Annotated in this window: 15 protein-coding genes; 13 read left to right on the forward strand and 2 right to left on the reverse strand. The window is 64.2% G+C overall.

Annotation, left to right across the window (positions count from 1 at the left end; all coding sequences use genetic code 11):
• The first annotated feature begins 21 nt into the window (after window positions 1-21).
• From ureC to MJ8_RS01605, 8 genes are all read left to right on the forward strand, one after another.
• Window positions 22-1,734 (forward strand): urease subunit alpha, encoded by a 1,713-nt coding sequence (gene ureC / locus MJ8_RS01570; RefSeq protein WP_412177088.1) that lies wholly within the window; start codon window positions 22-24, stop codon window positions 1,732-1,734.
• A gap of 93 nt (window positions 1,735-1,827) precedes the next feature.
• Window positions 1,828-2,421: a hypothetical protein gene (locus tag MJ8_RS01575; protein ID WP_201412775.1), complete on the forward strand. Its 594-nt coding sequence runs from the start codon at window positions 1,828-1,830 to the stop codon at window positions 2,419-2,421.
• A gap of 58 nt (window positions 2,422-2,479) precedes the next feature.
• Window positions 2,480-3,085, forward strand: a complete 606-nt coding sequence (locus tag MJ8_RS01580; protein WP_201415267.1) for a glutathione S-transferase family protein — start codon at window positions 2,480-2,482, stop codon at window positions 3,083-3,085.
• A complete protein-coding gene (gene ureE / locus MJ8_RS01585) occupies window positions 3,082-3,696 on the forward strand; it encodes an urease accessory protein UreE (protein ID WP_201412776.1) in 615 nt (204 codons plus the stop codon). The genes MJ8_RS01580 and ureE overlap by 4 nt, the downstream gene beginning before the upstream one ends.
• Window positions 3,689-4,360: an urease accessory protein UreF gene (locus MJ8_RS01590; RefSeq protein WP_201415268.1), complete on the forward strand. Its 672-nt coding sequence runs from the start codon at window positions 3,689-3,691 to the stop codon at window positions 4,358-4,360. Before ureE ends, MJ8_RS01590 begins: the two co-directional genes overlap by 8 nt.
• Window positions 4,357-4,797 (forward strand): DUF3995 domain-containing protein, encoded by a 441-nt coding sequence (locus MJ8_RS01595; RefSeq protein ID WP_201412777.1) that lies wholly within the window; start codon window positions 4,357-4,359, stop codon window positions 4,795-4,797. Before MJ8_RS01590 ends, MJ8_RS01595 begins: the two co-directional genes overlap by 4 nt.
• Window positions 4,794-5,426, forward strand: coding sequence for an urease accessory protein UreG (ureG, locus tag MJ8_RS01600; protein WP_140628301.1), 633 nt, complete (start codon window positions 4,794-4,796; stop codon window positions 5,424-5,426). The genes MJ8_RS01595 and ureG overlap by 4 nt, the downstream gene beginning before the upstream one ends.
• A gap of 83 nt (window positions 5,427-5,509) precedes the next feature.
• Window positions 5,510-6,277: a class II aldolase and adducin N-terminal domain-containing protein gene (locus MJ8_RS01605; protein WP_040986987.1), complete on the forward strand. Its 768-nt coding sequence runs from the start codon at window positions 5,510-5,512 to the stop codon at window positions 6,275-6,277.
• Window positions 6,278-6,350: 73 nt separating this feature from the next.
• Here the strand turns inward: MJ8_RS01605 and MJ8_RS01610 are convergent, their stop codons facing one another.
• Window positions 6,351-6,983 carry an HAD family hydrolase gene (locus tag MJ8_RS01610; RefSeq protein ID WP_201412778.1) on the reverse strand — a complete coding sequence of 211 codons (633 nt, stop codon included), beginning with the start codon at window positions 6,981-6,983 and terminating at the stop codon, window positions 6,351-6,353.
• Window positions 6,984-7,150: 167 nt separating this feature from the next.
• Here MJ8_RS01610 and MJ8_RS01615 point away from each other — a divergent pair, with 167 nt between their 5' ends.
• A complete protein-coding gene (locus tag MJ8_RS01615; protein WP_263481722.1) occupies window positions 7,151-8,149 on the forward strand; it encodes a sugar-binding transcriptional regulator in 999 nt (332 codons plus the stop codon).
• Window positions 8,150-8,169: 20 nt separating this feature from the next.
• Here the strand turns inward: MJ8_RS01615 and MJ8_RS01620 are convergent, their stop codons facing one another.
• Window positions 8,170-8,355, reverse strand: coding sequence for a hypothetical protein (locus MJ8_RS01620; RefSeq protein WP_201412780.1), 186 nt, complete (start codon window positions 8,353-8,355; stop codon window positions 8,170-8,172).
• A gap of 100 nt (window positions 8,356-8,455) precedes the next feature.
• Between MJ8_RS01620 and MJ8_RS01625 the strand changes: the two genes are divergently transcribed.
• The 4 genes from MJ8_RS01625 (at window position 8,456) to MJ8_RS01640 (ending at window position 12,699) form a co-directional block, all read left to right on the forward strand.
• The gene (locus tag MJ8_RS01625; protein ID WP_201412781.1) at window positions 8,456-9,364 is read left to right on the forward strand and encodes a LysR substrate-binding domain-containing protein; all 909 of its coding nucleotides are present in this window, start codon (window positions 8,456-8,458) and stop codon (window positions 9,362-9,364) included.
• 172 nt (window positions 9,365-9,536) lie between these two features.
• Window positions 9,537-10,847 carry an ABC transporter substrate-binding protein gene (locus MJ8_RS01630; RefSeq protein ID WP_040986998.1) on the forward strand — a complete coding sequence of 437 codons (1,311 nt, stop codon included), beginning with the start codon at window positions 9,537-9,539 and terminating at the stop codon, window positions 10,845-10,847.
• 143 nt (window positions 10,848-10,990) lie between these two features.
• Complete coding sequence (locus tag MJ8_RS01635; RefSeq protein WP_041003816.1) at window positions 10,991-11,863, forward strand: carbohydrate ABC transporter permease; 873 nt, start codon at window positions 10,991-10,993, stop codon at window positions 11,861-11,863.
• A gap of 11 nt (window positions 11,864-11,874) precedes the next feature.
• Entirely contained in the window at window positions 11,875-12,699 is an 825-nt protein-coding gene (locus MJ8_RS01640) for a carbohydrate ABC transporter permease (protein ID WP_201412782.1), read from the forward strand.
• The last annotated feature ends 38 nt before the right edge of the window (window positions 12,700-12,737 follow it).

Genomic DNA, 12,737 nt, shown 5'->3' on the forward strand with positions numbered 1-12,737 from the left:
GAATTTCGGGAGCGATTGCTGATGGCCAGGATAAGCCGCGCCGCCTATGCGCAGATGTATGGACCGACGGTCGGCGACAAGGTTAGGCTCGCCGACACCGAGCTCTTCATCGAGGTCGAGAAGGACCTCACCGTCTATGGCGAGGAAGTGAAATTCGGCGGCGGCAAGGTCATCCGCGACGGCATGGGCCAGAGCCAGATCACGCGGGCGGGCGGCGCGGTCGATACGGTCATCACCAATGCGCTGGTCGTGGATGCGCTTGCCGGCATCGTCAAGGCCGATATCGGCCTGAAGGACGGCCGCATCGCCGCGATCGGCAAGGCCGGCAATCCGGACACGCAGGCCGGCGTCACCATCGTCATCGGGCCCGGCACGGAGATCATCGCCGGCGAAGGCAAGATCCTGACGGCCGGCGGCTTCGACGCGCATATCCACTTCATCTGCCCGCAGCAGATCGAGGAAGCGCTGATGAGCGGCATCACCACGATGCTCGGCGGCGGCACCGGTCCGGCGCATGGCACCCTGGCCACCACCTGCACGCCCGGCCCGTGGCACATGGCGCGCATGATCCAGTCCTTCGACGCCTTTCCGATGAATATCGGCCTGTCGGGCAAAGGCAACGCCTCAAAGCCGGCGGCGCTGGAAGAGATGGTGCTGGCCGGCGCCTGCTCGCTGAAGCTGCACGAGGACTGGGGCACGACGCCGGCGGCCATCGACTGCTGCCTGTCGGTCGCCGACGAGTACGACGTGCAGGTGATGATCCACACCGACACGCTGAACGAATCCGGCTTCGTCGAGAACACGGTGGCGGCTATTCAAGGCCGCACAATCCACGCTTTCCACACCGAAGGCGCCGGCGGCGGCCATGCGCCCGACATCATCAAGGTCTGCGGCCTGCCCAACGTTATCCCGTCCTCGACCAACCCGACCAGGCCCTACACGGTCAACACGCTGGCCGAGCACCTCGACATGCTGATGGTCTGCCATCATCTGTCGCCATCGATCCCGGAGGACATCGCCTTCGCCGAAAGCCGCATTCGCAAGGAGACGATCGCGGCCGAGGACATCCTGCACGACATCGGCGCCTTCTCCATCATCTCCTCCGACAGCCAGGCCATGGGCCGGGTCGGCGAGGTGGCGATCCGCTGCTGGCAGACCGCCGACAAGATGAAGCGCCAGCGCGGCGCGCTGCCGGGCGAAACCGGCGACAACGACAATTTCCGGGTCCGCCGCTACATCGCCAAATACACCATCAACCCGGCCATCGCGCACGGGCTGTCGAAGGAGATCGGCTCGATCACCGTCGGCAAGCGGGCCGATCTGGTGCTGTGGAACCCAGCCTTCTTCGGCGTCAAGCCGGAGATGGTGCTGGTCGGCGGCTCGATCGCGGCAGCGCCCATGGGCGATCCCAACGCTTCCATCCCGACGCCGCAGCCGATGCACTACCGGCCGATGTTCGGCGCCTACGGCAAGGCGCTGACCAATTCCTCGGTGACCTTCGTTTCGAAGGCCGCCTTCGATGCCGGTCTGCGCGACAGGCTGGGCGTCGACAAGGCGATGATCGCCGTCGAGAACACGCGCGGCGGCATCGGCAAGCATTCCATGGTGCTCAACGACGCCACGCCGCATGTCGAGGTCGATCCCGAAACATACGAAGTGCGGGCCGACGGCGAGCTGTTGACCTGCGAGCCCGCCACCGTGCTGCCGATGGCGCAGAGGTATTTTCTGTTTTAGGCCGATTGCGCTTTCCGGTGAGCGGGCAAATTCCGTTGCGGCTGGAGTATGGACCCTGCACTATGCGGTTGAGCAACTGCATAGCGGACAACCATGGCCACCGAGATAGCCTCGCCCCACGACATCTTTCCGCACATCCGCATCGTCATGGGCATGGTGATCGGCCTTGGCGTCACGCGCCTGCTTTCGGGAACTGCCCGCATCGTCCAGCATCCCGGCCAATACCGGCTCTACGCGGTGCATCTCGCCTGGGTCGCCTCGGTGTTGCTGATGCTGGTGCATTTCTGGTGGTGGGAGTTCGGCCTCTACGCCATCGAGAACTGGACCTTCGGCAAATACCTTTTCATCATCTTCTACGCCATCACGCTGTTCCTGCTCTGCGCGCTGCTGTTTCCGGATTCGATGCTCGATTACACCAGCTACGAGGATTATTTTTATTCGCGCCGCGCCTGGTTCTTTGGGCTGCTTGGCGCGACCTATCTGCTCGACGTCATCGACACGCTGCTCAAGGGCTCGGAGCACTTCGCCCGCTTCGGCAACGAATATCTGTTCCGGACGCCGGTCTTCGTGGCGCTCTGCATCGTCGCGATCCTGGTGCGCGACAAGCGCTTCCACATCGCCTTCGTCGCGGCCGCGCTGGTCTATCAGATATCCTTCATCCTGCGGCTCTTCGACACCATCGTCTGAGCGCCATTGGGCTGACGCTTGCATTGATCTAGGATTGCGGGAAATGCAGGACTCGACCATGTACAAGGCCGTCGGATCGCGCGGCTCCCGGGTCAGCCGGGTGCTCTGGATGCTCGAGGAGCTCGGGCAGCCCTACGAGTTCGTCGAGGTCAAGCTGCGCTCGCCGGAGGCTTACGCGCTCAACCCGTCCGGCAAGGTACCGATCCTGATCGACGGCGAGTTGAAGATCACGGATTCGGCGGCGATCTGCGTCTATCTGGCCGACAAGCATGCCGACAAGGGCATGGGCGCCAATCCCGGTCTTGCCGGCCGCGCCGAGATGGATTCCTGGATGCATTTCGCCCAAAGCGAGCTGGAAGCGCCGCTGTGGAACAAGCTGCGTCACCGGTTCCTGCTGCCCAAGGATATTCGCGTCGATGTCGGTCCGGCCGCAGCCTATGATTTCGCATCCGAAATAAAAGCGCTGGATCGCCGGCTTGGCGACAAGCCCTATGCGCTGGGCGACCGGTTCTCCGCGGTCGACATCCTGCTCGGCGATATGGGCGGCTGGGCGCGCGCCGGCCGTTTCCCGATCGAGTCCGACCGGGTGAATGCCTATTTCGACCGCGTCCTCGAACGCCCCGCCCGTGCAAGGGCGCAAGCCAATGGCGGAGCCATGACATGAAGCTCAACATCACCACCGATTTCACCAAATTTCCCCGCGCCGTCTCGGTGCTTGCCGCCGGCGATCCGGCTTCGAGCGCACCCTACGACAAGGCCGTGCTGCCGCATGACGAGCGGCATCTGCGCCGCCGCGCCATAGAGACGGCGGCCGGCGACAAGGTGCTGGTCGACCTGCCCGAGCCGGTGGCGCTCAATGATGGCGACCGGCTGGTGCTGGAAGACGGCCGCCAGATCGAGATCGTCGCGGCGCCCGAGGAGGTCTACGACATCCGCGCCCGCGACGCCGTTCATCTCACCGAGCTTGCCTGGCACATCGGCAACCGTCACCTTGCCGCGGCGATCGAGGCGGACCGCATCCTCATCCTGCGCGATCATGTCATCAAGGCGATGCTTGAAGGCCTTGGCGCCACGGTGAACGAGGTTTCGCAGCCGTTCAGCCCGGTGCGCGGCGCCTATTCCGGGCATGGCTACGACCACGCCCATTCGCACCACCACCATGACCATGATCATCATGGCCATCGCCATGGCCATGACCACGACCACGAGGGCCACGATAGCCACGATCATGACCATCACCACCACGATCACGGCCACCATCACCACCATGACTGACCAGCCGTCGTCGATAGCGCTGCTGCGGCTGATGACCTGGCTGTCGCCGGCCTTTCCGGTCGGCGGCTTCTCTTATAGCCACGGCCTCGAGCGCGCCGTGCAGGATGGACTGATCGCGGATCGCGAGGATCTCGCCGGCTGGCTGGAGACGCTGGTCGAGATGGGGTCGGGGTGGAACGACGCCGTGCTCTTCGCCGAAAGCTGGCGCCGCGTTCGTAATGACGGCGACCTGGCGGAAGTCGCAGCACTTGCCGAGGCGCTTGCCGGATCGCGGGAGCGTCATCTCGAAACCATGCTGCAGGGCACGGCTTTTCTCCAGGCTGCAACCGTCTGGCCGTCTCAGGCGCTGCAGCGACTGCCGGCCGATTGTCCCTATTGCGTTGCGGTCGGCGCCGTTGCGGGCAGCGGGGGTGTCGGCCTCGCGGAATCGCTTTGCGCCTTCCTGCAGGCTTTCTTCTCCAATCTCGTGCAGGCGGCGATCAGGCTTGGCGTCGTCGGTCAAAGCGATGCCGTCGTGCTGTTAGCCGGCTTTGAATCTCTGGCGCTGGCAACCGCATCACGCGCCGCCGCTTCCAGCCTGGACGATTTGGGCGGCGCGACCTTTGTCTCCGACATAGCGGCGATGAATCACGAAACCCAATACTCGCGGCTGTTCCGCTCATGATCGTGCTTGCCGTCGCTCTCTCCTTCATCCTGCTCTTGATCACCACCCTGCATGTCTATTGGGGCATAGGCGGCATCTGGCCGGGCACGGATCAGGCATCCTGCGCCCGCGCCGTCGTCGGCTTCCGCGGTGTCGACGAGATGCCTTCGACCTTCGCGAGTTTTGCCGTCGCCGCGTGCCTCGCGCTCGCGACGCTCTGGCCGCTGGCGCTGGCCGGCGTCTTCGCGACACCCTTTCCACGGGAGGGCCTGGCCGCCACGGCGTTGATGATCGGCCTCTTCTTCCTTGGCCGCGGCATCGCGGGCTTCACGCCCTGGTGGCGAAGGCTCGCGCCCGAGCAGCCTTTCGCGCGGCTCGACCAAAGCCTCTATTCGCCGTTCTGCCTGTTGATCGGGCTGGGCTTTGTCATTCTCTCTATCTCGGAGTTTCCGGCATGACGTCGAAAAATGGTCCTCTTCGCATCGGCATCGGCGGCCCTGTCGGCTCCGGCAAGACCACGCTCACCGAAAAGCTTTGCAAGGCGCTGCGCGACGATTTCTCCATCGCCGTCGTCACCAACGACATCTACACGAAGGAAGATGCGATGATGCTCGCGCGGCTGCAGGCGTTGCCTGAAGAGCGCATCGTCGGGGTCGAGACCGGTGGCTGTCCGCACACCGCCATCCGGGAGGACGCCTCGATCAATCTGCGGGCGATAGCTGAGCTGAACAAAAAGTTTCCGGATCTCGACATCATCTTCATCGAATCCGGTGGCGACAATCTCGCCGCCACCTTCTCGCCGGACCTTGCCGACCTGACGCTCTATGTCATCTCGGTCTGCCAGGGCGAGGAGATTCCGAGGAAGGGCGGCCCGGCCATCACCCGCTCCGATTTCCTGATCATCAACAAGAGCGATCTGGCGCCCTATGTGAACGTCAACCTCGACGTCATGGAGTCGGATGCCGGCCGCATGCGCGGCAAAAGGCCGTTCGGTTTCACCGACTTGTCGCGCGGCAAGGGCTTGCAGGAGGTGATCGACTTCATCGTCGAGCAGGGCGGGCTGCAGTCGGCGCGCCCGGCGGCTTGATCCACTGAGCCACCGATTATCGGTTGCTGGCAGCGGCGTCGCACGGCATTGTCGGAAAAACAAACCCAAGCGGAGGATTTTCAATGAGCCTTGCCCGCCTGCACAAGGAGCCGCTGAGCAACCTGCCCTATTACGAGGAGCGGGTCGACCTTGCCGCCGCCTTCCGCTGGACTGCCCGGCTCAACATGCACGAGGCGGTGGCCAACCACTTCTCGCTGTCCGTCAATGAGGACGGCACGAAGTTCCTGATGAACCCGAACCAGGTGCATTTCTCGCGCATCAAGGCGAGCGACCTGCTCCTGATCGACGCCAACGATCCCGACACGCTGTCCGGCCCCAACGCGCCCGACCCGACCGCCTGGGGCCTGCATGGCGCCATCCATCGCAACGTCCCGCATGCGCGCTGCGCCATGCATGTCCATTCGATCCACGCCACGGTGCTTGCCTCGCTGGCCGATTCGACGCTGCCGCCGGTCGACCAGAACTCGGCCATGTTCTTCAACCGCCATGTCGTCGACGCCAATTATGGCGGGCTGGCTTTCGAGGAAGAGGGCGAACGCTGCTCACAGCTTCTCACCGACCCCAAGGTCAAGGTGATGGTCATGGGCAATCACGGCGTGATGGTCATCGGCGACACCGTCGCCGACACCTTCAACCGCATGTTCTATTTCGAGCGCGCCGCCGAGACCTACATCAAGGCGCTGTGGACCGGCCGTCCGCTGCGTACGCTCTCCGATGAGATCGCCGAGAAGACCGCGCGCGAGATGGACGATTATCCGGGCCAGGCCGAGCGCCATCTGGCCGAGCTGAAAGCGATCCTCGACGAGGAAGAGCCGGTCTACCGGAATTGAAGCTCCTTTCCTTCCCCCGTTCACGGGGAGAAGGTGCCGGCAGGCGGATGAGGGGCAGCGCCGACGTTCGGGGTTAAAGCCCCAGTTGTGCCCGCAGCTCCTCGGCGCTGCTGATCACGATCGCGCCGGCCGGACCTTCCATCGGCGCTTCCGGCCAGAAGATCGTCTTCATGCCGGCCGCCAGTCCGGCCATGGCGCCGGTCAGGCTGTCGTCGACCGCGAACGCGTCCGCCGGCTCGACCCCGGCCAGATAGGCGGCGCGCAAAAAGGGCTCGGGCAGCGGCTTGCCGTCGATCACATCGTTGCGGCTGACCGTCAGCATGCCGGGATAGGTGAGGCCGACGGCGCGCAGATTGGCGTCGACGATCAGACGGTCGGAGTTGGACACCACCGCCTGCGCGACGCCGAGCGCGCGCAATTCGTTGAACACTTCGATCGCGCCGGGGCGCGGCTTCAGCGTTTCGGCCAGCGGCAAATAGTGATCGTATTTGCGCACGATCCAGTCATCGAAGGGCAGGGCGAGGCCGAATTCGTCGCGCAGCATCTCGTAGACCGGCCATGCCGCGATGCCCAGCACGCGCTCATGCAGGTCGTGCGGCGGGGCGATGCCGACGCTGCGCAGCGCCGCCGCCAGCGCCGCCGCGTGCAACGGCTCGCTGTCGACCAGTGTTCCGTCCATATCCCAGAAAACGGCTTTCGGCGTCATGCGCGGCTCCTTTCGCCGATCCCCTTAATCGGTTTCCGGGTGGAGATAAACCATCCCGCCGGCAAATGCTTGGGCGGACGGCTGACTGGTCCGTCGAGAGCCTTCAACACGTGCAAGCAATTGCTCTTTCGATAGACAATTGCGCGTCGCGATATTCGCTGTAAGCTATGGCGCCCGTTTCAGCATTCTCGCGGGCGGGGAGGCAGGACGTGTATTCGCGACAGGAAACCGGCAGCACCAGGTTGGACGACGCCGCGCGCGCCGGCTGGCTCTATTACGTCGCCGGCAACACGCAGGACCAGATCGCCGCCAAGCTCGGCATCTCCAGGCAGACGGCGCAGCGGCTGGTGTCGCTTGCCATGTCGGAAGGGCTGATCAAGGTGCGGGTCGACCATCCGATCGCCAATTGCCTCGACCTCGCCGCGCGGCTGAAGTCGCGCTTCGCGCTCGACCTTGTGGAAGTTGTGCCGAGCGACCCGACCTCGAACTCGACGACGATCGGCATCGCCGAGGCGGCCGCCGCCGAGATCGAACGCCGGCTGCGTTCCGAAGCCCCCATCGTCATGGCGATCGGCACCGGGCGCACGCTGAAGGCCGCCATCGAGCAGCTGCCGCCGATGGACTGCCCGCAGCACAAGGTCGTGTCCTTGACCGGCAACATCTCGCCCGACGGCTCGGCCGCCTTCTACAACGTCATCTTCACCATGGCCGACCGCGTCAAGGCGCGGTCTTTCCCGATGCCGCTGCCCGTCATCGCCTCCTCGCCGGAAGAGCGCGAGATGCTGCTCAACCAGCCGATGATCCAGCCGACGCTGGCGCTGGCCGCGGAAGCCGACGTCACCTTCGTCGGCATCGGCGATCTCGGGCCCAAGGCGCCGCTCTACGAAGACGGCTTCATTTCAGAAGGCGAGCTGAAGGCGCTGCAGAAGGCCGGCGGCATCGCCGAGATCGTCGGCTGGGTCTTCGACCGCGAGGGCCGCATGATCGAAGGTATCACCAACGACCGCGTTTCTTCCGCCGCGCTGCCGTCGCGGGAGAAGTCGCTGGTCATCGCCTTGGCCATGGGCGAGCGCAAGCTGCCGGGCATCCTGGCGGCCGTCAACCGCCGGCTGGTCAATGGCCTCATCACCGACGAGCGGACTGCCGAAGCCCTGCTTGCCGGCTGATTGCCCATAAAACAGCCGGCTTATTGCGAGGGGCTGCGCGGGTCGTTGCCGTCGAGAAACCCCATGTCGCGCTGCAGATGCTCGGATAGTTCCCGGACATCGATATAGCCGCGCCTGCGACCCGAAAACCATGCAAATCCGCGCATGAGCGCGTAAAACCAGCCGTGCGCCGGGGTGGAAACGAGTTTTTCCTGAACCGTGACCATGATCGTCAGCCTTGAACTGGATTGATCGTTGATCCCAAATATCTGTCTGGCCGGTTCGTGCTTCCAATTAAACCTCGATCATGACCCATAAGGAGGCCTTATGCCCGATCTCAGCCCTCCGCAGCTTGCGCCGCTGCCGCCGCTGCAGGCGATCCGGGTGTTCGAAGCGGTGGCAAGGCACCTGTCCTTCACCAAGGCGGCGCAGGAACTGGGCATGACCCAGGCGGCCGCGAGCTACCAGATCAAGGTGCTGGAGGAGCGCATCGGCGCGCCGCTGTTCCTGCGCAGGCCTAAGCAGATCGAGCTGACCGAGCCCGGCCGGCGCCTGGCGCCTGCCGTCAGCGAAGCTTTTTCCATCCTGGGCCAGGCCTATGCCGCGGCGCGCGGCGGCGCCGACGGACTGCTCTGCGTCACCACCGTGCTGACCTTCGCCTCCAACTGGCTGGCGCAGCATCTGGGCTCGTTCCAACTCGCCCATCCGGCCCTTGCCGTGCGGCTCGACACGTCGAGCCGCCTCACCGATTTCGCGCGCGAGGATGTCGATCTCGCCATCCGCTCCGGCGGCGGCAAGTGGCCGGGCCTGGAAGCGCACAAGCTGCTCGACGCCGACTTCACGCCGATGCTGAGCCCCAAGCTCGCCGCGAGCATCGGCGGCGTCACGGAGCCGGCCGACCTCTTGCGCCTGCCGATCCTCGATCCGGGCGACATCTGGTGGTCGCAATGGTTCGAAGCCGCCGGCGTGACCGGGCACGATCTCGCCAAGCGGCCGGGCTCCAGCATGGGCGCGCAGGCCTATGAGGCGAACGCGGCGATGGCCGGCCATGGCGTGGCGATCCTGACCAGGGCGCTGTTCAAGAACGAGCTCGCCGACGGCCGCCTGATCCAGCCTTTCGATCTGGTCGGTGATGACGGCCATGCTTATTGGCTGGTCTATCCGACCGCCCGCCGCAACGTGCCGAAGATCCGCGCCTTCCGCGACTGGATCCTGGCCGAGATCGCCTGCCCGTAAGAAGACCTCCCCAGCTTCCCGCTCCCTTCCGCCCGGCGACGTCGCCGGGCGGTTTACGTGACGTCATTTCTGTTGCGCCGCAGCATAGATTCCGGCTTGACATAAATCACGGTAAGTGAGTAATTGCTCAAAGCCAAGGCAAATGCTCATCTTGGTTTAAGGGAGGAATTTGATGAAACTTCGCACGCTCACCCTGGGCCTGTTGTCGGCCAGCGCCCTCGCTTTCGCCGCGCATGCCGAATCCATCACCATCGCCACCGTCAACAATGGCGACATGGTCCGCATGCAGAAGCTGACGGACGACTTCACCAAGGCCAACCCCGACATCCAGCTCAACTGGGTCACGCTTGAAGAGAACGTGCTGCGCGAGCGCGTCACCACCGACATCGCCACCAAGGGCGGCCAGTACGACGTCATGACCATCGGCACCTATGAGGTTCCGATCTGGGCCAAGCAGAGCTGGCTCCTGCCGCTCGACAAGCTCGGCGACGACTACGACGTCAAGGACATCATCCCGGCCATCGCCGGCGGCCTTTCCGTCGACGGCAAGCTCTATGCCGCGCCCTTCTACGGCGAGAGCTCCTTCGTCATGTACCGCAAGGACCTGATGGAGAAGGCGGGCCTGAAGATGCCCGACGCGCCGACCTGGGACTTCATCAAGCAGGCCGCCGACAAGATGACCGACCGCGCCAACGGCGTGAACGGCGTCTGCCTGCGCGGCAAGGCCGGCTGGGGCGAGAACATGGCCTTCCTCACCGCCATGTCGAACTCCTTCGGCGCCCGCTGGTTCGACGAGAACTGGAAGCCGCAATTCGATCAGCCCGAATGGAAGAACACGCTGCAGTTCTACGTCGACCTGATGAAGGCCGACGGTCCGGAAGGCGCTTCCTCCAACGGCTTCAACGAGAACCTGGCGCTGTTCCAGCAGGGCAAGTGCGGCATGTGGATCGACGCCACGGTCGCCGCGTCCTTCGTCTCCGACCCGAAGGCCTCGCAGGTCGCCGACAAGGTCGGCTATGCGCTGGCGCCCGACAACGGCCTCGGCAAGCGCGGCAATTGGCTGTGGGCATGGTCGCTGGCGATCCCCGCCGGCACCCAGAAGGCCGACGCCGCCGAGAAGTTCGTCTCCTGGGCAACCAGCAAGCATTATGCCGAGCTGGTCGCCTCGAAGGAAGGCTGGGCGAATGTTCCTCCGGGCACGCGTTCCTCGCTCTACGCCAATCCGGAGTACCAGAAGGCGGCGCCTTTCGCGAAGATGACGCTGGACTCCATCAACGCCGCCGATCCGACGCATCCGACCGTCAAGCCGGTGCCCTATGTCGGCGTGCAGTTCGTCGCCATTCCTGAGTTCCAGGGCCTCGGCACCACCGTTGGCCAGCTCTTCTCGGCCGCTCTCGCAGGCCAGTCGAGCGTCGACGACGCTCTCAAGCAGGCACAGGACGCGGCCACCGCGGCGATGACCGAAGGCGGCTACATCAAGTAAGGCTCCTCCCGGTGCCGAACGCCGGCCGCCTATCATGACCGGCAAGGGGCCGCCCGAAACCCAGTTCGGGCGGCCACCCTTCAAAATCGGGAAAATTCTGGCACAACACTGAAAATCCGGCTGACTTTGGGAGGGTGACCGTCATGGCTACTCAGCAAACCCGTTCGCTTGCCCGTTTCATGATGGCGCCATCGGTGATCCTGCTGTTCGTCTGGATGATCGTGCCGCTGCTGTTCACGCTCTGGTTCTCGTTCCAGCAATACAATCCGCTGAACCCGATGCGTGACGGCTTCGTCGGCTTCTCCAACTACGCGCTGTTCTATTCCAACCCGGCCTTCCTCTCCTCGATTCTCAACACGCTGATCATCGTCGTCAGCGTGCTGGTCATCACGGTGGTCGGCGGCATCCTTCTGGCGATGCTGCTCGACCAGCCGATCTGGGGCCAGGGCATCGTGCGCATCCTGGTCATCTCGCCGTTCTTCGTCATGCCGCCGGTCGCGGCCCTTGTCTGGAAGAACATGATCATGCACCCGCAATACGGCGTCTTCGCCGACATAGCGCGCTTCTTCGGTGCCCAGCCGATCGACTGGTTCGGCCAGCACCCGCTGACCGCCATCATCCTGATCGTCGCCTGGCAGTGGCTGCCCTTCGCCACGCTGATCCTGCTCACCTCGCTGCAGTCGCTCGACGGCGAGCAGAAGGAGGCGGCCGAGATGGACGGCGCCGGCTTCCTCAGCCGCTTCTGGTATCTGACGCTGCCGCATATGTCGCGCGCCATCACCGTCGTCATCCTGATCCAGACGATCTTCCTGCTCTCGATCTATGCCGAGATACTGGTCACCACCAATGGCGGCCCGGGCTACGCCTCCACCAACCTGCCCTTCCTCGTCTACCAGAAGGCGCTGCTGGAGTTCAAAATCGGCCAGGCATCCGCCGGTGGCGTCATCGCCGTCATTCTCGCCAACATCGTTGCCTTCTTCGCCATGCGCGCCGTCGGCAAGAACCTGGACAAATAAGGGAGGACAAGATGGCCCGCGCAGTCACCACCCAGCACAAGACCATCGCCACGGCCGCGGCCTGGGTCGTCGCCCTGCTGATCTTCTTTCCGATCCTCTACACGATCATCACCTCGTTCAAATCGGAGCAGGAGGCGATCCAGGGCTTCAACCTGATCCCGTCCGGGACCTTCGAGAGCTATTCGGAGGTCCAGCAGCAGAGCGGCTACTTCAAGTTCTTCTTCAATTCGGTGCTGCTGTCGGTCGGCTCGACGATCCTCGCACTTATCATCGCTATCCCGGCGGCCTGGTCGATGGCGTTCTCGCCGACCAAGCGCACCAAGGACATCCTGATGTGGATGCTGTCCACCAAGATGATGCCGGCGGTCGCGGTGCTGTTCCCGATCTACCTGATCTTCCGCGACTCCGGGCTGCTCGACAGCCGTATCGGCCTTACCGTGATGCTGATGCTGATCAACCTGCCGATCGTGGTCTGGATGCTCTACACCTATTTCCGTGAGATCCCGGGCGAGATCCTGGAGGCGGCCCGCATGGACGGCGCCTCGCTGTGGAACGAGATCATCTATGTGCTGACGCCGATGGCCGTTCCCGGCATCGCTTCGACCATGCTGCTCAATATCATCCTGGCCTGGAACGAGGCGTTCTGGACCATCCGGCTCACCACCACCAACGCCGCGCCGCTGACGGCCTTCATCAGCTCCTTCTCCAGTCCGCAAGGCCTGTTCTGGGCAAAGCTCTCGGCGGCCTCGACATTGGCGATCGCGCCGATCCTGATCATGGGCTGGTTCAGCCAGAAGCAGCTGGTGCGCGGCCTGACCTTTGGCGCCGTGAAGTAGGAACGCCCAAGCGGCGGACGACGATAGATATCCCCGGG

It is taken from the genome of Mesorhizobium sp. J8 (assembly GCF_016591715.1).
Classification (GTDB): domain Bacteria; phylum Pseudomonadota; class Alphaproteobacteria; order Rhizobiales; family Rhizobiaceae; genus Mesorhizobium.